The sequence below is a fragment of the Mesorhizobium sp. P2_B5 genome, assembly GCF_056404775.1.
On the sequence record NZ_JBFUDJ010000001.1, the window covers coordinates 237881 to 256399 of the forward strand.

An 18519-nucleotide genomic window follows, 5' to 3' on the forward strand; every position below is an offset into this window, starting at 1 on the left:
TCAAAATGTCCGAATGGCTGTCGCGGGAAGAGGCGCTGGAAAGGCTCAAGGTCCGGCCGCAGACGCTCTACGCCTATGTCAGCCGTGGCCGCATCGGCATGCGGCCCGATGAGACCGACCCGCGCCGCAGCCAGTATCGCCTTGACGACATCGCCGCACTTGCCACCCGGCGGGCGCGCGGCCGCAGTCCCTCGGCCATCGCCGAGAGCGCGATCGCCTGGGGCGAGCCGTCGATCGCAACGGCGATTTCGACCGTTGTGCACGGTCGCCTCATCTACCGGGGGCAGGATGCCGTCGCGCTGTCCAAATCCGCCACGCTGGAGGAAACCGCCGCTCTGCTCTGGGCCCTGCCCGAACCGGTGGCTTTCAAAACACCATCGTCTGAGGCGCCTCCTCCAGCCGGTCGCGCTTCGGCTTTTGCGCAGCTTGCCATGCTTGCCAGCCAGGGGCGGCCGTCGCTTGGACGCAGCGCCGCCTCGCTGTGTACCGAGGCCGCGCACACAATAGGGGCGCTGGCGCAATCGCTAGGCGCCGCGGGCGGCACGGCGCCTATGCATCGGCGTCTGGCGCGGGGCTGGTCGGCGGACGATATCGGCGCGGAAGCGATCCGTTGCGCCCTTGTCCTGCTTGCCGATCATGAACTCAACGCATCGACCTTCACTGCCCGCGTCGCGGCCTCGACCGGCGCCTCGCCCGCCGCATGCCTGCTGGCGGGCCTGGCGACGCTGACCGGCCCGCGCCACGGCGGCGCCGGCGAAGCGGTGATGCAGCTGGCGGAGGATGCGGCTCGGCACGGCGCCGAGGCGGCGATCCGGCGCTGGCTCGGCCACGACCGGCCCTTGCCGGCATTCAGCCATCCGCTCTATCCCGATGGCGACCCCCGTGCTGCAGCACTCTTGGCAGTCGTCCCTGTCGACGAGACGCTGCAACAGTTGGAAAAGGCCGCTATCGCCGCGACCGGCACGCACCCGAACATCGATTTCGCCCTGGCCGCGCTGACGCGTAGTTTCGGCCTGCCGCGCGATGCGCCATTCCAGCTGTTTGCGCTTGGGCGCAGCGTCGGCTGGGCCGCGCATACGGTCGAGCAGATCATGAGCGGCAGCATCATCAGGCCGCGTGGCCGCTATGAAGGGTCTTTGACCTGAACAATTCCAGGAAAAGTGTGAAGCGGTTTCCGTCCGGAATTGCGTAAAATAGAACCCCCTCAGCCCGACCTGGAAGTGCTCCCGAACCGCGCACGGTACGCGACGGGCGTCGTGGCGAACTGCTGACGAAAATGATGCCGCAACGTGCCTGCCGCGCCGAAGCCGGCGGTCTCGGCAATCCGCTCGATCGGCATGGCGGTGTCTTCCAACAGCGTGCGCGCCCGCGAAAGCCGTTCCGAGAGCAGCCAGCGCGCCGGCGTAACGCCGGTTGCGGCCGCGAACCGGCGCAGAAATGTCCGCTCGCTCATCCCGGCTAGTTCGGCCAGGACGGCGACGGGATAGTCGGCGGAAATATCCGCGCGCATTCTGTCGATCAAAGGCCCGAGCCGGCTGCGCTCATGCGGCTCGGGAACGGAACTCTCGACATACTGCGCCTGGCCGCCGTCACGGTGCGGCGGCACCACCAGACGACGCGCTACCATGTTTGCCGCTTTGGTACCGAAATCGCGCCGCACCAGATGCAGGCAAAGGTCGATGCCCGCGGCACTGCCGGCCGATGTCAGGACATTTCCCTCATCGATGTACAAAACATCTGGAACCACGGTGATGTCTGGGTACATCTCCGTCAGCTTATCGCTATAGCGCCAATGCGTTGTCGCCCTTTTGCCGGCAAGCAGGCCCGCGGCGGCAAGCACGAACACGCCCGAGCAGATCGAAAGAATGCGGGCGCCGCGCTCGTTCGCCTTGCGAAGCGCCTCGATCAGCGCCGGCGGCACCGGCGCCTCCGATCCGCGCCAGCCAGGCACGATCACCGTGTCGGCCTGGCCGATCAGATCAGCCCCGCCGTCGGCAACGATGCGCACGCCGCCCAGCGCGCGCATTTCTCCGGCATCGATTCCGGCAACGGCAAAACGGTACCAATCCGTTCCCATTTCCGGCCTGGGCAAGGCGAAGATCTCAACCGCCACGCCAAACTCGAACGTGCACAGACCGTCATAGGCAATGGCAACGACGAGAGGGTTCGCAGGGCGCGGATTTGCGGAAGGCATATTTGGCATGATCTTGACGATATATGGCAAAGCTGCCAGCTGCAATCGCTCTGCTTCCTGCTTTATCTCCAACGCATCAGCAATGGAGATACGCGAATGAGCTACGTGACAGACATTCCGGCGGCATCGCCGGAAATCACCCGGGACCATTTCCTGCGCCGGCTTTCCGTCGAGACCGACTGTTCCGACGTCGCCGCGGCGCTGCGCAGCGGCGATCAAGATTTTGTCCTTTTGCATGTGGTCGGTTCGCCGGAAGCCTATGAACGCCGGCACGTGCCGGGCGCGCTGCGTCTGCCGCACCGCGAAATATCGGCCGAACGGATGGCAGAGTGGCCGGTAGAGACGCTGTTCGTCGTCTATTGCGCGGGACCGCATTGCAATGGCGCGGATCGGGCGGCGTTCAAGCTGGCGAGCCTCGGTCGTCCCGTGAAGATCATGATCGGCGGCATAACCGGTTGGCAGGACGAGGAACTCCCCTTCACTTCCGGCAAGGAGCCAGGCGTCTTGCACGCATGAGCCTTGGTTCAGCACCAGGCTGGCGCGGGAGCGCGCACGCGATATGGTCGATCTTGAAGACAAGGGAAAGCAGGCAGATGGCGGCGATTATGGTCCGTCCGTTCGGACGGCAGGATGTCGGCGCGGTGCTCGCGCTTATGCGGGCGCTGGCCATCTTCGAGGGCTATGACGACAAGTTCCGCCTCACCGAAGCGGACCTTGTCGAACACGGGCTGGGGCCATCGCCCCGGTTCGGCGTGCTCGTGGCAGAGCGAGAGAACGTGATCGTCGGCATCGCCGTCCACTACATCATCCCGTGGACCTACGACCTGAAGCCGGTTGTCTGGCTTAAGGAACTCTACGTCGCCGAGGCAGCGCGCGGCATGGCGGTCGGCCATGCGCTTGTTGAACAGCTTTGCCAATACGCCGCCGGCATCGGCGCGTCCGCCATCAAATGGACGGTGCTGAAATCCAACATGCCGGCGAAGGCCTTCTACCGCTCACTCAGCGGGCAGCCCGACGAGATCTGGGAATCGTGGCAGCTGAAAATCGACCCGTGAGGGCAAGGCCCCGACCGGTAGGGCCGGTCAGGCCAGGCCGCGCCCGTCTTACGACATCGTGTCGAGCTTGCGCTGCATGGCGGCGATCTGTTCCTTCAACTCCTGAAGGTCGTCGCCGCTCTTTTCCGGCGCTTCCTTGCGGGCCGGCTCGGGCGCAGCCGCGGCAGTGCCATTCGAGGCGGCTGGCGGGAACGGCGTGAACAGGCGCATGGCGTTCTGGAACATTTCCATGTTGCGCCGCGTCTGCTCTTCCAGCGCCTTGATCGGCGTGGCGATCTTCATCACATCCAGCGGCGACTTGCCGATGGCGCCCTTCATCTGCTCGCGAAAGCGCTCCTGCTCCTTGGAGAAGGCGATCATCGACTGTTCGAGGAAGCTCGGCACGATCATCTGCATCTGGTCGCCGTAGAACGCGATCAGCTGGCGCAGGAACGGGATCGGCAGCATGTTCTGCCCGTCCTTGTTCTCCAGCTCGAAGATGATCTGGGTCAGCACCGGATGGGTGATGTCGTCGCCGGTCTTGGCGTCCTGCACAGTGAACTCCTCGCCCTTCTTGACCATTTCGGCCAGGTCCTCGAGCGTCACATAGGTGCTGGTGCCGGTGTTGTAGAGACGGCGGTTGGCATATTTCTTGATAATGATTGGGTCGTCTTTCGCGGCCATCAGCATCCTCCCGGGGACACCGGCGTGCCTGAGTAAGCCGCCGGTAACGATTGCGCCATTTTTAAGGATATGCGCAAAAGCTCCATAATTCCAAGCGGTTTGTGCAGTGCGGCATCATTTAATGCTGCATGGCAGGCTAAATATGCTGCGCAGCAAAGGCCCGGCGACCGCGCCGGCCGCTCGTGCCCTGCTTGCGGCGCAGGGCCGGCATGCCCATTTCCGGTTTGACTTGGGGTGTGGAACGGGCAAGAAAAGTCCCAACAACTAGAGAATACGACCTCGAAGTCTGGAGAGAAACATGTCCGATGCCAATTCAATCGTCGTCGCCAGTGCCGCGCGCACCGCTGTCGGCTCCTTCAACGGCGCCTTCGCCGCCACCCCGGCGCATGAGCTTGGCGCCGTGGTCATCAAGGAGCTTTTGTCGCGCGCCGGCGTCGAGCCGGGCGAAGTCGACGAGGTCATTCTCGGCCAGGTGCTGACGGCAGCCCAGGGCCAGAACCCAGCCCGCCAGGCGTCGATCAATGCCGGCCTGCCCAAGGAGACCACCGCCTGGGGCCTCAACCAGGTTTGCGGTTCGGGCTTGCGCGCCATCGCGCTCGGCATGCAGCAGATCGCCACCGGCGACGCCAAGGTAATCATCGCCGGCGGCCAGGAATCGATGTCGCTGTCGCCGCACGCCGAGCACCTGCGCGCCGGCGTCAAGATGGGCGACTACAAGATGATCGACACCATGATCAAGGACGGCCTGTGGGACGCCTTCAATGGCTACCACATGGGCAACACCGCCGAGAACGTCGCCCGCCAGTTCCAGATCACCCGTGACGACCAGGACCAGTTCGCGCTGGCCTCGCAGAACAAGGCCGAGGCCGCACAGAAGGCCGGCAAGTTCAAGGACGAGATCGTCGCCGTCACCATCAAGGGCAGGAAGGGCGACACCATTGTCGACCAGGACGAATACATCCGCCACGGCGCCACCATCGACGCCATGACCAAGCTGAAGCCGGCCTTCGACAAGGACGGCACGGTGACCGCTGCCAACGCTTCCGGCATCAATGACGGCGCTGCCGGCGCGCTGCTGATGACCGAGGCCGAAGCATCGCGGCGCGGCATCACCCCGCTGGTGCGCATCGCGTCATGGGCGACCGCTGGCGTCGATCCGGCGATCATGGGCACCGGACCTATTCCCGCTTCGAAGCGGGCGCTGGAGAAGGCCGGCTGGTCGGTCAAGGATCTCGACCTTGTCGAGGCCAATGAGGCCTTCGCCGCGCAGGCCTGTGCTGTCAACAAGGGCATGGGCTGGGATCCGTCGATCGTCAACGTCAATGGCGGGGCGATTGCCATCGGCCATCCGATCGGCGCCTCCGGCGCGCGCGTCTTCAACACGCTGGTTTTCGAGATGCGCCGCCGCGGCGCCAAGAAGGGCCTCGCCACGCTCTGCATCGGCGGCGGCATGGGCGTCGCCTTGTGCGTGGAAGCGCTGTGAAAAGAGTGAATGGTGAATAGGCAATGGTGAATGGTCGAAGGCGGCACATCGCTCGCCATTCACCATTCACTATTGACCATTCACCAAATTGACCATTCACCAAAAACTTTAGGGAGGAGGAACTTCATGACCAAAGTAGCGCTCGTCACCGGTGGATCACGCGGCATCGGCGCCGCCATTTCGATCGGCCTGAAGAATGCGGGTTACACGGTTGCCGCCAACTATGCCGGCAATGACGAGGCTGCGGGGAAGTTCAGCGGGGAAACCGGCATTAAGACCTACAAATGGTCGGTCGCCGACTACGATGCCTGCGCCGCCGGGATCAAACAGGTCGAGGCCGATCTCGGCCCGGTCTCGGTGCTGGTCAACAATGCCGGCATCACCCGCGACGCCATGTTCCACAGACTGACGCGCGAGCAGTGGAAAGAAGTCATCGACACCAACCTCTCCGGCGTCTTCAACATGACGCATCCGCTGTGGGGCGGCATGCGCGACCGCAAGTTCGGCCGCGTCATCACCATCTCCTCGATCAACGGCCAGAAGGGCCAGGCCGGCCAGGTCAACTATTCCGCCGCCAAGGCCGGCGACATCGGCTTCTCCAAGGCGCTTGCCCAGGAAGGCGCTCGCGCGGGCATCACCGTCAACGTCATCTGCCCCGGCTACATCGCCACCGAGATGGTCAAAGCGATCGACGAGAAGGTGCTCAACGAGCGCATCCTGCCGCAGATCCCGGTCGGCCGCCTCGGCGAACCGGAAGAGATCGCGCGCTGCGTCGTCTTCCTCGCCTCCGAGGACGCCGGCTTCATCACCGGCTCGACCATCACCGCCAATGGCGGCCAGTACTTCGCCTGAGCGACAGCATTTCGCCTGAGAGAAAAAACGGGCCGGCTCGCGCCCGTTTTTTCGTCGTCGACAGGCAACGCTCTCAGGCTTCCATGTCGGCACTGCCCCGTTCCGGCACGCAAAGATTAACGGCGCCGGCTCAGGCTGTGTGAAACCCGCTTCACAAGCTGTGAATTCTCGGTGGGCAAGCTGTGGATAACACAACATATTGGGGTGAACAAATCGGGAAAACCCGCCCATCGCTGATTCGTCGCCGATTCGTTCCGGCTTTGACCGAAACGTTAATGGCGAAGGCCGAAAAGCTCTGCCAAATGGTTAAAGCTGGTTAAGAAAAGATAATAATTTCATAACCTTGGCCAACGACAGCTGAGCAGTGGCCATTCTTCGCTGGCGAAGGTTAATGGCAAAGCCCGCCCTGCATGAATCGGGCCAGTTCAATGGATTCAGCATGTGGTGAGACTCCCGGTCGCAAAATCCACATGTAGCCGTGAACAAAAGCTGAATCTGCTGGAGTCACTGATTCGTAGCCGATTCGTTCCAGACTCGTTCCAACTGTTAATCGGGAGCGAATCCGGACCTCGAACGAGACTCCCGAACTGACGGCCGGAACATTCCGCTTTCGCTTCGCGCCCGAAATCCCTATGTGTCGCGTGTCATACGCGCCATGCGAGGCGCGCTCCCGACAACACGATGCAGAAAGCCTCATTTCCGGGCCGATGAACATCCAGCCGAAACACACCGAGCCGCTGATCCTGTCGGGCCGCGACGTGACCGCCGTGCTGGGTCCGACCAACACCGGCAAGACCCATCTCGCCATCGAGCGCATGGTCGCGCATGAGAGTGGCATCATCGGCCTGCCGCTGCGGCTGCTGGCGCGAGAAGTCTACGCCCGCGTCTGCGAAAAGGTCGGCGCCCACAAGGTGGCGCTGATCACCGGCGAGGAAAAAATCCAGCCGCCCGGCGCGAAATATTCGGTCTGTACCGTCGAGGCCATGCCGCGCGAGACCGACGCCGCCTTCGTCGCCATCGACGAGGTGCAGCTTGCCGGCGACCTCGAACGCGGCCACATCTTCACCGATCGCATCCTGCATCTGCGCGGCCGCCAGGAAACGCTGCTGCTTGGTGCCGCCACCATGCATGGCATTCTGCAGCGCCTGCTGAAGGGCGTTTCGGTGGTGACGCGGCCGCGGCTGTCGCACCTCGCCTATGCCGGCTCGAAGAAATTGACCCGCCTGCCGCGTCGCACCGCCATCGTCGCCTTCTCCGCCGACGAGGTCTACGCCATCGGCGAACTGATCCGCCGCCAGCAGGGCGGCGCTGCCGTCGTGCTCGGCGCCCTCAGCCCACGCACCCGCAACGCCCAGGTGGCAATGTTCCAGGCGGGCGACGTCGATTATCTCGTTGCCACCGACGCCATCGGCATGGGTCTCAACCTCGATCTCGACCATGTCGCCTTTGCCCAGAACCGCAAATTCGACGGCTACCAGTACCGCAATCTGACAGCGGCCGAGCTCGGCCAGATTGCCGGCCGCGCCGGCCGGCATTTGCGTGACGGCACATTCGGCGTCACCGGCCAGGTCGATCCGCTGGACGAGGAACTGGTCAAGCGCATCGAGGGTCATGAGTTCGACCCGGTGAAGGTACTGCAGTGGCGCACCGCGCATTTCGATTTCGCCAGCCTCGACGCACTGAAGCGCTCGATCGAGATCAATGCGCCGGTCGAAGGCCTGACGCGGGCGCTGCCGGCGGTCGATGCGCAGGCGCTCGAGCATCTCTCCCGCGACGAGGACATCCGCGCGCTCGCCACCAATGCCAAGCGCGTGGCGCTGCTGTGGGAAGCCTGTGCCTTGCCGGACTACCGCAAGATCGCGCCGGCCCAGCACTCCGACCTCATCGCCTCGATCTACACAGACCTCGCCAAACACGGCCATGTCGACGAGAACTACATGGCCGAGCAGGTGCGCCGGGCTGATACGACCGAAGGCGATATCGACACGCTGTCGCACCGTATTGCCCAGATCCGCACCTGGACATTTGTGTCCAACCGGCCCGGCTGGCTGGCCGATCAGGCACACTGGCAGGAAAAGACGCGCGAAATCGAAGACAGATTGTCGGATGCGCTGCATGAGCGGTTGACGAAACGGTTTGTAGACCGCAGGACTTCCGTCCTCATGCGGCGCCTTAGAGAAAATACAATGCCTGAAGCCGAAATCAGTCCTACCGGAACCGTCCTTGTCGAAGGCCATCATGTCGGCGAGTTGCAAGGGTTCCGCTTCACCGCCGACCAGAGCGCCGGCGGCGAAGACGCCAAGGCCGTGCGCACGGCGGCGCAAAAGGCGCTTGCCGCTGAGTTCGAGGCGCGCGCCGAACGCTTCGGCGCCTGCGCCAATGGCGACCTGGCGCTCGGCTCCGACGGCACGCTGCGCTGGATCGGCGCGCCGATCGGCACGCTGGTTGCCGGCGAGGACGCGCTGAAGCCGCGCCTGGTGCTTTTGGCAGACGAGCAGCTGACCGGCCCCGCCCGCGACAAGGTTGCTGCGCGCGCCGAGCGTTTCGTCAATTTCCAGATCGAGTCGCTGCTGAAGCCGCTGGTCGACTTGAAGAATGCCGAGCAGATCACCGGCATCGGCCGTGGCATCGCCTTCCAGCTCGTCGAGCATTTCGGCCTCATCAACCGCCGCGACATCGCCGAAGAGATGAAGTCGCTCGACCAGGAGGGACGCGCTGCCCTGCGCCGGCTCGGTGTGCGTTTTGGCGCCTACCACGTCTTCGTGCCGGCGCTGATCAAGCCCGCACCCGCCGGCCTGATTACGCTTTTGTGGGCGCTGAAGAATGACGGCAAGGACAAGCCCGGCTTCGGCGACGTGGTGCACGCGCTGGCCTCCGGCCGCACCTCGGTGGTCATCGACCCGGCTTTCGACAAGACCTTCTACAAGCTCGCCGGCTACCGCAATCTCGGCCGCCGCGCTGTGCGCATCGACATTCTGGAACGGCTGGCCGACCTGATCCGCCCCGCGACCAACTGGAAGCCCGGCCTTGGCCAGCGCCCGGATGGCGCCTATGACGGCCAGTCCTTCATGGTGACGCCGCCGATGATGTCGATCCTCGGCGCCACCACCGACGACATGGAAGAGATCCTGAAGGGTCTCGGCTACCGCGCCGAGCCGAAGCCGCCTGCAGAGGTGAAGGCGCGGCTCGAAGCGCAGGACAATGCGGCGCGGGAAGCGGCTGCGGCAAAGCTGGCGGAAGCGGCTGCAAAGGCTGCGGCGGAAGCCGCCGCAGCGGATGCTGTCACCGAAGCACCGGCCGAGGGTGTGGAGCCGGATGCGGCTGTTGAAGCTACCGCCGCAGAAGTTACGTCAGAGGATACCGCAGAGTCCGTCGCCCAACCGGCAGCGGAGGCTGGTTCTGAAGAGCAAATCGAAGCTCCCGCGGAAATCGCGGAAGAAGTCCCGCCCGTTACAGAAGCTTTCGCCGACGTCACTGTCACCGAAGGCGCCGACGCCCTTACCTCCCCCTCGATGGGGGGAGTCGCGGCGCGAAGCGACGCGGGTGGGGGTGACGGCGCTGACGAAGCAGGTCGTGCTGACGCCGCCGACGCTGAAGATGCAAGCGGCGACGCCGGCGCTGACCCCACCCCGGCGCTGCGCGCCGACCCTCCCCACGAGGGGGAGGGTGAAGCAAGCCAAGCCGCGCCAGAGGCTGAAGAACCAAAACCGATCCTGTTGTGGCGGCAGGGCCGTTTCGAGCAGCGCCCGCGTCATCGTCACGAAAACCGCCGGGACAATCGCCCGCGCAACGGCCAGGCTGCTCGCACCGGTGCGCCTGCCGACGCTGCCGGCGGACAGCCGGCACCGGGCGAACGGCCGGCCTATCAGGGCCGGCGCGACCAGCGCGACGGTGCCGCCAAGCCGCGCTTCGACCGCTCGAAGTTCAAGCCCAAGCCGCAGGCCGAAGGCGAACAGCGCCGCGATGGCAAGCCGCAAGGCGAGCGTCGCGAAGGCCGGCCTGACTGGAAGGGCGGCAGGCCGGAAGGCAAAGGCGGTCCGCAGGGCGGCAAGCCGGCCTTCCAGGCCAAGCCGCGGGAGGAACGGCCGGTGCGCTTCGATCCGGACTCACCCTTCGCCAAGCTCGCCGCCTTGCGCGACCAGCTGAAGAAGTAGGCACGGCACGGTTCGATGGTTGCTGAGGGTCGCCAGCGCATCGACAAATGGCTGTTCTTTTCGCGTGCGGTGAAATCGCGCTCGCTGGCCGCCAAGCTTGTCGTCGCCGGACGCGTCCGCATCAACAGCGACAAAGCAGCGCAGGCCTCGGATCTGGTGAAGGCCGGCGATGTTTTGACCATCACGCATGAGCGCCGCATCTTCGTCTGGAAGGTGCTGGCTACAGGTGTGCGACGCGGCCCTGCCGAGGAAGCGCGCACGCTCTATGAGGATCTGTCACCGCCGCCGGCGCCGAAAGGCGAGGCTGTTGCCGATGCCATTCCCGCGCTGCGCGAGGCCGGCAGCGGCCGTCCGACCAAGAAAGAACGCAGGCAAACCGACCGGCTGTTCGGCGAAGACTGAAGCCTTGGCGCTCTTCGCCATGCCGGCGATCTGCAATTCCATTTCGGAAGCGCCGGTGCCGCCAGGCATGGCCGCCCTTGCAAGCGGCAGGCAAAGGCGTTACCTCACCAAAAAAGCCTAGCAAGAACGGGACGTCCCGGAGCCGACCAATGACCTATGTCGTGACCGACAACTGCATTAAATGCAAGTACATGGACTGCATCGAGGTCTGTCCGGTCGACTGCTTCTACGAAGGCGAGAACATGCTCGTCATACATCCCGACGAGTGCATCGACTGCGGCGTCTGCGAACCGGAATGCCCGGCCGATGCGATCAAGCCCGACACCGAGCCGGGTCTCGACAAATGGCTGCAGGTCAACACCGAATACGCCGAGAAGTGGCCCAACATCACCGCCAAGAAGGAGCCTCCGGCAGACGCCAAGACCTTCGACGGCGAGGCCGGCAAGTTCGAGAAATATTTCTCCGCTGAGCCAGGCGAAGGCGACTGATGCTACGGCCGACTTGGCCGTCATAACGCGGCGTAACGCGCATCATACATCAACGGCCTTGACAGGCGGTGATGTCGCTCGACCTTCGCGTTTGCAGCAAAACCTTGATTCTTCCTACTTTTTGTGCTACATCTGCTGAAACATGCCGGTGACACAACGTCGATTTATGGCGCAAGCGCCCCAAATCACTGAAAGGTGAAATCCCCAATCGGACCAGAGCGATCTGGGCTAGGCAGTCGCTATGTATGCGGTTTGCCGGTCCCGGCTTTTTCCGATGGGTTCATCTGTTGTGCGGCTAACGATCGGCGTCCCCGATCGCACGCGTTCGGACCGGCAGGCCGCCGGTGCCACAACAAGGAGTTCAGGGCGTAATGGCAACGATCACCCCGCAGAAGAAGTCCACCGCGGCACGTCACGGTTTCAAGACCGGCGAGTACATCGTCTATCCGGCGCACGGCGTCGGCCAGATCGTCTCGATCGACGAGCAGGAAGTTGCGGGCCACAAGCTGGAACTGTTCGTCATCGACTTCCAGAAGGATAAGATGCGGCTGAAAGTGCCGGTCGCCAAGGCGACCTCCATCGGCATGCGCAAGCTGTCGGAGGAGGATTATGTCGAGCGCGCGCTGAAGGTCGTGCAGGGTCGCGCCCGGGTCAAGCGCACCATGTGGTCGCGCCGCGCCCAGGAATATGATGCCAAGATCAATTCGGGCGATCTGATCTCGATCTCGGAAGTCGTGCGCGACCTCTACCGCGCCGACAACCAGCCGGAGCAGTCCTATTCCGAGCGTCAGCTCTATGAGGCGGCACTCGACCGCATGGCCCGTGAGATCGCCGCAGTTAACCGCATGTCGGAAACCGAAGCCGTGCGCCTGATCGAGGTCAACCTCAACAAGGGCCCTAAGCGCGGCGCCAAGGCCGACAATGAGGAATCCGAACAGGAAGAAGCTGCCTGATCGCTTTCACATTTGAATTCATGAAAAACCCGGCCTCGCGCCGGGTTTTTTGTTTTTGGGCCTGAGGTGCGGCACGGCCCCCCACCCGGACCTTCGGTCCGACCTCCCCACAAGGGGAGGGCAGAGGGCTCAGCCGCCGGCTTCCTTCGCCGCTTCCTGCTTCAGTGTTGCGATAAAGCGCTTCGTCCGTTCGCGCTCCGGATTGCTGAACACCAGGGCGGACGGCCCCTTCTCGACGACCACGCCAGCGTCGAGAAACACCACTTCTTGAGCGATCTTCGAGGCGAGGCGCAGGTCGTGCGTCGCCATCACCATTGTCGTGCCTTCGCTGGCGAGTTTTCCCAGCACGTCGACGACTTCCTGTGCCAGCTCAGGATCGAGCGCCGAGGTCGGCTCGTCGCAGAGCAGCACCTTGGGCGACGGCGCCAGCGCGCGGGCAATCGCCACGCGCTGCTGTTGGCCGCCCGACAGAGTCACCGGCCATGCATCGGCCTTGTGCGCCATGCCGACCTTCTCGAGCAGCGCCAGCGCCCGCTCACGCGCCTTTGCCGTTGGCCATTTCAGCACTGTCACCAGCCCTTCCATGACGTTCTCGATGGCGGTGCGGTGCGGGAACAGCTGGAAATTCTGGAACACCATGCCGGTCTGCAGCCGCAGGCGCTGGATGTCCCGACTGGGGATCTTGATGCCGGGACGGAATTCCAGCGTCTCGTCGCCGACGCGCACCGTGCCCGAGGTCGGGATCTCCAGGAGGTTGATGCAGCGCAGCAGCGTGCTCTTTCCCCCGCCGGACGGACCGACCAGCGCGGTGACGCTGCCTTCGGCGATGGTGACCGTTACGCCCTTCAACACGAGATTGTCGCCGAAGCGCTTTTCGATGTCGGTGAGGCCGATCATGAGCGCGCCTCCAGGAAGCCGCCGTAACGGTTGAGCCGTTCCTCCAGCCGCGTCTGCAGGGCAGACAGCACCGAGCTCATTGCCAGATAAAGGATCGCCGCCTCGACATACAGGATCAGCGGCTCATAGGTGGTGGCGACGATGCGCTGCGCTGCCTGGAACATTTCCGGCACGGTGATGGCGGCGGCGAGCGACGTATCCTTGACCAGCGAGATGAAGGTGTTGGACAGCGGTGGCACCGCGACCCGGCCGGCTTGCGGCAGGATGGTGCGCCGCATCGCCTGGCTCCAGGTCATCCCGATCGAATAGGCTGCCTCCCACTGGCCCTTCGGCACCGAGCCGATCACCGCGCGAATGATTTCCGAACTGTAGGCGCCGATGTTGAGGGTGAAACCGATCAGCGCCGCCGGAAAGGCATCGAGCAATATGCCGACCGAGGGCAGGCCGTAGAAGATCAGGAACAGCTGCACCAGAAGCGGCGTGCCGCGAAAGATCCAGACATAGAAGCGCACCACGGCGACCAGCGGCTTCGGCCCGAACAGCCGCACCAGGGCGACAACCAGGCCGACGAACAGGCCGAGCGCAAACGACAGAAGAGTCAGCGGCACGGTGAAGATCAGCGCCGCCCACAACAGCGTCGGCAACGAGTCCAGCATCAGTTGCAGCCAGTGCGGCACGAGCGGCTCCTCTCCTTGCAAATGCCGTCTAGACCGGTCCGGCAGTGCGATTGTGCGGTTGTCATATCATGCGAAAAACGGCGAGCCATCAAAGACGGCCCGCCGCTATATTGTGTCATTGCCGGCAAACCGCCGGAGACCTTCGTTACTGTGACACGTCCTGGCCGAAATAGGTGTCGGCGATCTTCTTGTAGGTGCCGTCGGCCTTGATGTCGGCCAGCGCCTTGTTGATCGCGGCCACTAGCTCCGGATCGCCCTTGCGCACGATGACGCCGGAATAGTCGGCGTTTTCTTCCTGCGCGGCGATCTTCACATTGGCGTCGGGCTTGTGCTTCTTGAAGTCGAGGAAGGACAGGCTGTCATTGATGGTGGCATCGGCGCGACCGGTGAGCAAAAGCTGGATCGACTGGTCGAAGCCATCGGTGCCGACGAGTTCGGCGCCGTTGGTCTCGGCGAGCTTGCCGAAATTCGAGGTCAGCGACTGCGCCGCCTTCTTGCCCTTGAGATCGGCAAAGGTCTTGATGGCGGTGTCGTCGCCGCGCACGATCAGCACCGCCTTGGAAGCGATGTACGGATCGGAGAAGTCGTACTTGGCCTTGCGTGCGTCGGTGATGCCGACCTCGTTGATGACGGCGTCGTAGCGGTTGGCGTCGAGACCAGCGATCAGCCCGTCCCATTTGCCTTCGAGGAACTCGACTTTCACGCCGAGCTTGTCGCCGATCGCCTTGGCGATCTCGACGTCGAAGCCGACCAGCGCGCCGGCATCATTATGGTAGGTGAAGGGTGCGTAGGTGCCTTCGGTGCCAACCTTGATGGTGCCGGCATGCTTGATCTGGTCGAGGTTGGCGCCGGCGTGGCCGGCTGTGACAGCCAGAACCTGCAGCGTTCCGGCGACGATGAGCGAATTGAGCCATTTCATTTTTCTGTGATCCCGTCCTTGGCCGGTGTCCGGCGCTTGTGAGAGCCGGAAACTGACAGATAGAGAGCCGCAAAATAAGGAACCAGATTTCAAAAAAATGGCGATCCAGAAATCAGATTCTCAAAGTAACTCAGATTGGTGCCGATCGCCCCGTTTTTTGTGCTGTCGGCGCGCGCTGTCGGATAGCATAAAACAACCACCATCGGCGGCGGAACCAATCCCCGGTGTGGCACGTTCATGCCCTGTTGTAGGGCGCTGCGTTTCCATTTCAAGAACCCTAGCTGCGCCAGACCCAAAGCAATTCCAGGAAAAGTGGGAAACCGGTTTTCCGTCCGGGATTGCGTCAAGATAGAGCCAGCGGCCGCCAGGCCGTCCGAAAATGTCCGGGAGCAGGAGCGCGACATGATCGAAGACACGGCAGGACGGACCATGGTCCGCGCGGCGATGAAGGCCCCCTATCTCGAGCGCGACGAGGAACATGTTCTCGCCTTGCGCTGGAAGGAAGATCAGGACCAGCAGGCGCTGCACCAGATCACCGTCGCGCATATGCGGCTGGTCATCTCCATGGCTTCGAAATTCCGCCACTACGGACTGCCGCTCGGCGATCTGGTCCAGGAAGGCCATGTCGGGCTGCTGGAAGCGGCGGCGCGCTTCGAGCCGGAGCGCGAGGTGCGCTTCTCGACCTATGCGACCTGGTGGATCCGCGCCTCGATGCAGGACTACATCCTGCGCAACTGGTCGATCGTGCGCGGCGGCACCTCTTCGGCACAAAAGGCGCTGTTCTTCAATCTGCGGCGCTTGCGCGCCCGGCTGGCCAATGGCGCCGAGCCGATCTCCAACGCCACGCTCTATCGCGAAGTCTCGGTAGCGCTCGGCGTCTCCGAGGCCGACGTGGCGATGATGGATTCCAGGCTTTCCGCGCCTGACTCTTCGCTCAACGCGCCGCTCGCCGACGACAGCGGCACCACCGAGCGCATGGACTTCCTGATTTCGGACGATCCGCTGCCGGACGAAGTCGCCAGCGACACCATCGATTTCGAACGCCGCCTGCTCTGGCTGAGAGCAGCGCTTGGCGCGCTCAATGCCCGCGAACTCAGGATCATCGAGGAACGCCGGCTGACCGACGAGGGCGCTACGCTGGAAGCGCTCGGCGAGACGCTCGGCATTTCCAAGGAGCGTGTCCGCCAGATCGAGGCCCGCGCCATGGAAAAGCTGAAGGTCGCGCTGGTCAAGCAGAACCCGGAATTTCAGACGCAGGCAGCCTGAAATTCCCGGCTGGCAGCAGTATTAAGATTTTCCGATCAGCACATAAGACCAGCACATCAGATTTCCTCGCCTCTCATTCGCAGATTGTGAATTCTTTAACAGACCTGCTGAGCGGCAGGGTGTCTGTTGGGGTTCACCAGATCATAGCGGATGAGGATTTGCCATGTCGCGACTCTGCGTGTTTCTTGCAGCTTTGATCCTTGTGACCCTGACGACTTTCGAGGCCAGCGCCGATCGAAGGGTTGCTCTTGTGATCGGCAATTCCGAATACCGTGAACTTCCGGCGCTCAAGAACCCGGACAAGGACGCCGGAGACATTGCAGGCACGTTCCGGACGGCCGGCTTCGACGTTTTCGTCGCCAAGGATTTGACCAGGCTTCAGTTGGAGGAGCGTTTCCGCACCTATCTGGCGGCGGCGGACGGTGCCGATCTCGCGGTGGTCTATTATTCGGGCCACGGCTTCCAGATCGGCGGCGAGAACTTTCTCATCCCGGTCGACGCCACACTTAAGGATGCGGCCGACGTGGAAGTTCAGGCAATCAAGCTCGATGACATGCTGCAGCAAATGCGCTCGAAATCGAAAATCCAGGTAATCATCCTCGACGCCTGCCGCAACAATCCTTTTCCGCGTAAGAACTATTGGCTTCGCGACCAGCTGATCGTCGCCAGCGGCAGCGGATTGGCGCAGGTGAAGGGTTCTGAGAACGCGCTGATCGCCTTTGCCACCGAGCCGGGAGCCGTTGCCTATGACGGGAGCGGCAATCTCAGCCCATTTTCCTCCGCCTTCTCCCGTCGTGCGTTGGCGCCGAACCAGGAGATCAGGGCTGTCATGGCCGCCGTGCGCCGCGATGTGGTCAAGGCAACCGGTGGCAAGCAGGTTCCATGGGAAAATTCCTCGCTTCTCGACGATGTCTTTCTGATGCCCCGCGCCAACCGCCCGGCGCTGCCGCCGGTACTGGAGAAAATCGTGCCGTCCGGCGTCGGGCCAGTAGCGCTCGATCTGCCGGCGCCAGTTGACGTCGACGGTGGCGCGGTCAGCGTCAGCATCGACAGCCTGCCGACACTCGGACGGCTGACACTTGATGGCAAGCCCTTGGCCATGGGCGAAAGGATCGAGGGTACCGACCTCCCGCGTCTGCGCATGGACGCCCCCGCATTGGCGGGTGGGCAGGAACAGGTGGAAACGCTGGCCTACACCACGCACAACGAGTGGGGTGGCGAATCCCAGGGCGTTCTGCTGTTGCGGATCAGAAACGGCGCGGGCGCTGAAGGCAAGCAACTCATGGCCTCAATCGCCGCCGAGCAAAAGCAGGCGGTGGTTGAGCGCGGCATTCGTATCGCCGGCGCCGCCGAAGCGATCGAAAACCGCGACATCGAAATCCCCGTCGGCGTCGGTCCGATTCCGCTCAAGCTGGATTTCCCGACCAAGGATCCGTCGATCAGCTTGAAGCTTGCAAGCTATCCGGCAACCGGGACACTGTCCCTGCCGGACCGCATCCTGTCGCCTCAATCGAGCCTGATGGCCGACGATGTCGACAAATTGCGCTACGAGGCGCAGATCGGCTCCGCGACGCCGGTCGAGATCGGCTTTCAGATCCGCGCCGACAATACATCGAAGACGGCGACGCTGAAACTGTCGCCAAGCGTCGATCCCTGCGATCGAGCGGCTGGCGAACCTCTCGACCTGCAAGGCATTGTCCCGGGCCGGTTGGCGAACGAGATTGGCGACGACGCGGTTGAGCTCTGCCAGGCCTCGGTGAAGGCCTATCCAGAGATTGCCCGCTTCCGTTACCAACTCGGACGGGCGTTGCTGGCCTCGGGCAAGGTCAATGAGGCCAGGCAGGCAATCCAGCAGGCCGCCGACAAGGGATACGTCCGCGCGGTTTTCGCGCTCGGCTCCATCGTCTCGTCGGGAATAGGGACGGCCGCGGATCCCGAACAGGCCAACCGCTTCTATTCAGAAGCATCCGAAAAGGGTGACCCCTACGCCATGACCGCGTGGGGACGCACCCTGTTCAATGGGCGCGGCGTCCAGCGCGATGCCGCCAAGGGGTTGGACTTGCTGCTCAAATCGGCGGCGATGGGGCATATCGATGCCATGAACGATCTCGCATCGATCTTCATGGAAGGTCGCAATGGTGTTCCAACTGATCCGGACCGCGCGCTCGCCTTCTTCAGAGCCGGAATGGAGCGGCAGCAGATGTATTCCCTGGGTGTTCTCAGCACCCCGAAGCGGGTCGCCTTGGCGATTCCGGCGTGCAAGGTCCGGCCCCCGAAAATCATCACGAAAATAAAGGTGGTTCCCATACCCGCGCCAAGACCGAAGACCCCGAAACCCGTGCCGCAAACCGGCCGGGCGGCCTGGAGCGGCAACAACGGTGATGGTTCCGAGCGCCGTGCTTCAAATCCCGGTGGTGGTGAGAACACCAGTAGCGAAGGCACTGACAGCGGTACCGATACCGGCACGAACACCGACAGCAACCTCTGAGAGTGGCAGTGACCGCAGCCCTGCTTCG

At 63.4% G+C, this 18519-nt stretch carries 16 protein-coding genes; 11 read left to right on the forward strand and 5 right to left on the reverse strand.

The genetic code is table 11. The features are described from left to right. Positions 1 to 5 precede the first annotated feature (5 nt). The gene (locus AC1D1N_RS01245; RefSeq protein ID WP_436261774.1) at positions 6 to 1145 is read left to right on the forward strand and encodes a citrate/2-methylcitrate synthase; all 1140 of its coding nucleotides are present in this window, start codon (positions 6 to 8) and stop codon (positions 1143 to 1145) included. Positions 1146 to 1204: 59 nt separating this feature from the next. Here AC1D1N_RS01245 and ftrA read toward each other — a convergent pair whose 3' ends face one another. Further along, entirely contained in the window at positions 1205 to 2203 is a 999-nt protein-coding gene (gene ftrA, locus AC1D1N_RS01250) for a transcriptional regulator FtrA (RefSeq protein ID WP_436262083.1), read from the reverse strand. An 87-nt stretch (positions 2204 to 2290) separates the two neighbouring features. On the opposite strand from ftrA, the gene AC1D1N_RS01255 reads away from it, so the two are divergent. Both AC1D1N_RS01255 and AC1D1N_RS01260 read left to right on the forward strand, forming a co-directional pair. Continuing rightward, entirely contained in the window at positions 2291 to 2710 is a 420-nt protein-coding gene (locus tag AC1D1N_RS01255; protein ID WP_436261775.1) for a rhodanese-like domain-containing protein, read from the forward strand. A gap of 77 nt (positions 2711 to 2787) precedes the next feature. Beyond that, a complete protein-coding gene (locus tag AC1D1N_RS01260; RefSeq protein WP_477346207.1) occupies positions 2788 to 3249 on the forward strand; it encodes an N-acetyltransferase family protein in 462 nt (153 codons plus the stop codon). 48 nt (positions 3250 to 3297) lie between these two features. Here AC1D1N_RS01260 and phaR read toward each other — a convergent pair whose 3' ends face one another. After that, positions 3298 to 3912: a polyhydroxyalkanoate synthesis repressor PhaR gene (gene phaR / locus AC1D1N_RS01265; RefSeq protein ID WP_112559628.1), complete on the reverse strand. Its 615-nt coding sequence runs from the start codon at positions 3910 to 3912 to the stop codon at positions 3298 to 3300. A 298-nt stretch (positions 3913 to 4210) separates the two neighbouring features. Here phaR and AC1D1N_RS01270 point away from each other — a divergent pair, with 298 nt between their 5' ends. The 6 genes from AC1D1N_RS01270 (at position 4211) to AC1D1N_RS01295 (ending at position 12244) form a co-directional block, all read left to right on the forward strand. Continuing rightward, positions 4211 to 5395 carry an acetyl-CoA C-acetyltransferase gene (locus AC1D1N_RS01270; protein ID WP_477346208.1) on the forward strand — a complete coding sequence of 395 codons (1185 nt, stop codon included), beginning with the start codon at positions 4211 to 4213 and terminating at the stop codon, positions 5393 to 5395. Between the two features lie 126 nt (positions 5396 to 5521). Further along, a complete protein-coding gene (gene phbB / locus AC1D1N_RS01275; protein WP_477346209.1) occupies positions 5522 to 6247 on the forward strand; it encodes an acetoacetyl-CoA reductase in 726 nt (241 codons plus the stop codon). Positions 6248 to 6954: 707 nt separating this feature from the next. After that, entirely contained in the window at positions 6955 to 10401 is a 3447-nt protein-coding gene (locus AC1D1N_RS01280; protein WP_477346210.1) for a helicase-related protein, read from the forward strand. 15 nt (positions 10402 to 10416) lie between these two features. Further along, positions 10417 to 10803, forward strand: a complete 387-nt coding sequence (locus AC1D1N_RS01285; RefSeq protein WP_192247532.1) for an RNA-binding S4 domain-containing protein — start codon at positions 10417 to 10419, stop codon at positions 10801 to 10803. Between the two features lie 149 nt (positions 10804 to 10952). After that, positions 10953 to 11291, forward strand: coding sequence for a ferredoxin FdxA (fdxA, locus tag AC1D1N_RS01290; RefSeq protein ID WP_027031582.1), 339 nt, complete (start codon positions 10953 to 10955; stop codon positions 11289 to 11291). A 371-nt stretch (positions 11292 to 11662) separates the two neighbouring features. Further along, on the forward strand, positions 11663 to 12244 hold the full coding sequence (locus AC1D1N_RS01295) for a CarD family transcriptional regulator (protein ID WP_112559634.1): 582 nt from the start codon (positions 11663 to 11665) through the stop codon (positions 12242 to 12244). Between the two features lie 129 nt (positions 12245 to 12373). Here the strand turns inward: AC1D1N_RS01295 and AC1D1N_RS01300 are convergent, their stop codons facing one another. The 3 genes from AC1D1N_RS01300 to AC1D1N_RS01310 form a co-directional block, all read right to left on the reverse strand. Further along, a complete protein-coding gene (locus AC1D1N_RS01300; protein ID WP_477346211.1) occupies positions 12374 to 13141 on the reverse strand; it encodes an amino acid ABC transporter ATP-binding protein in 768 nt (255 codons plus the stop codon). Further along, the gene (locus AC1D1N_RS01305; RefSeq protein ID WP_192247526.1) at positions 13138 to 13818 is read right to left on the reverse strand and encodes an amino acid ABC transporter permease; all 681 of its coding nucleotides are present in this window, start codon (positions 13816 to 13818) and stop codon (positions 13138 to 13140) included. Before AC1D1N_RS01305 ends, AC1D1N_RS01300 begins: the two co-directional genes overlap by 4 nt. A gap of 145 nt (positions 13819 to 13963) precedes the next feature. Next, complete coding sequence (locus tag AC1D1N_RS01310) at positions 13964 to 14737, reverse strand: amino acid ABC transporter substrate-binding protein (protein WP_477346212.1); 774 nt, start codon at positions 14735 to 14737, stop codon at positions 13964 to 13966. A gap of 402 nt (positions 14738 to 15139) precedes the next feature. Here AC1D1N_RS01310 and AC1D1N_RS01315 point away from each other — a divergent pair, with 402 nt between their 5' ends. Both AC1D1N_RS01315 and AC1D1N_RS01320 read left to right on the forward strand, forming a co-directional pair. Continuing rightward, complete coding sequence (locus AC1D1N_RS01315) at positions 15140 to 16003, forward strand: RNA polymerase factor sigma-32 (RefSeq protein ID WP_352589996.1); 864 nt, start codon at positions 15140 to 15142, stop codon at positions 16001 to 16003. 163 nt (positions 16004 to 16166) lie between these two features. After that, on the forward strand, positions 16167 to 18491 hold the full coding sequence (locus tag AC1D1N_RS01320; RefSeq protein WP_477346213.1) for a caspase family protein: 2325 nt from the start codon (positions 16167 to 16169) through the stop codon (positions 18489 to 18491). The last annotated feature ends 28 nt before the right edge of the window (positions 18492 to 18519 follow it).

Excerpts from the sequence above, each read along its gene's own strand:
- AC1D1N_RS01255 (WP_436261775.1), top strand. The coding sequence starts at position 2,291 with ATGAGCTACGTGACAGACATTCCGGCGGCATCGCCGGAAATCACCCGG.
- AC1D1N_RS01310 (WP_477346212.1), bottom strand. The coding sequence starts at position 14,737 with ATGAAATGGCTCAATTCGCTCATCGTCGCCGGAACGCTGCAGGTTCTG.
- fdxA (WP_027031582.1), top strand. The coding sequence starts at position 10,953 with ATGACCTATGTCGTGACCGACAACTGCATTAAATGCAAGTACATGGAC.
- AC1D1N_RS01270 (WP_477346208.1), top strand. The coding sequence starts at position 4,211 with ATGTCCGATGCCAATTCAATCGTCGTCGCCAGTGCCGCGCGCACCGCT.
- AC1D1N_RS01245 (WP_436261774.1), top strand. The coding sequence starts at position 6 with ATGTCCGAATGGCTGTCGCGGGAAGAGGCGCTGGAAAGGCTCAAGGTC.
- AC1D1N_RS01285 (WP_192247532.1), top strand. The coding sequence starts at position 10,417 with ATGGTTGCTGAGGGTCGCCAGCGCATCGACAAATGGCTGTTCTTTTCG.
- AC1D1N_RS01260 (WP_477346207.1), top strand. The coding sequence starts at position 2,788 with ATGGCGGCGATTATGGTCCGTCCGTTCGGACGGCAGGATGTCGGCGCG.
- ftrA (WP_436262083.1), bottom strand. The coding sequence starts at position 2,203 with ATGCCAAATATGCCTTCCGCAAATCCGCGCCCTGCGAACCCTCTCGTC.
- AC1D1N_RS01300 (WP_477346211.1), bottom strand. The coding sequence starts at position 13,141 with ATGATCGGCCTCACCGACATCGAAAAGCGCTTCGGCGACAATCTCGTG.
- AC1D1N_RS01315 (WP_352589996.1), top strand. The coding sequence starts at position 15,140 with ATGATCGAAGACACGGCAGGACGGACCATGGTCCGCGCGGCGATGAAG.
- AC1D1N_RS01280 (WP_477346210.1), top strand. The coding sequence starts at position 6,955 with ATGAACATCCAGCCGAAACACACCGAGCCGCTGATCCTGTCGGGCCGC.
- AC1D1N_RS01295 (WP_112559634.1), top strand. The coding sequence starts at position 11,663 with ATGGCAACGATCACCCCGCAGAAGAAGTCCACCGCGGCACGTCACGGT.
- AC1D1N_RS01320 (WP_477346213.1), top strand. The coding sequence starts at position 16,167 with ATGTCGCGACTCTGCGTGTTTCTTGCAGCTTTGATCCTTGTGACCCTG.
- phaR (WP_112559628.1), bottom strand. The coding sequence starts at position 3,912 with ATGGCCGCGAAAGACGACCCAATCATTATCAAGAAATATGCCAACCGC.
- phbB (WP_477346209.1), top strand. The coding sequence starts at position 5,522 with ATGACCAAAGTAGCGCTCGTCACCGGTGGATCACGCGGCATCGGCGCC.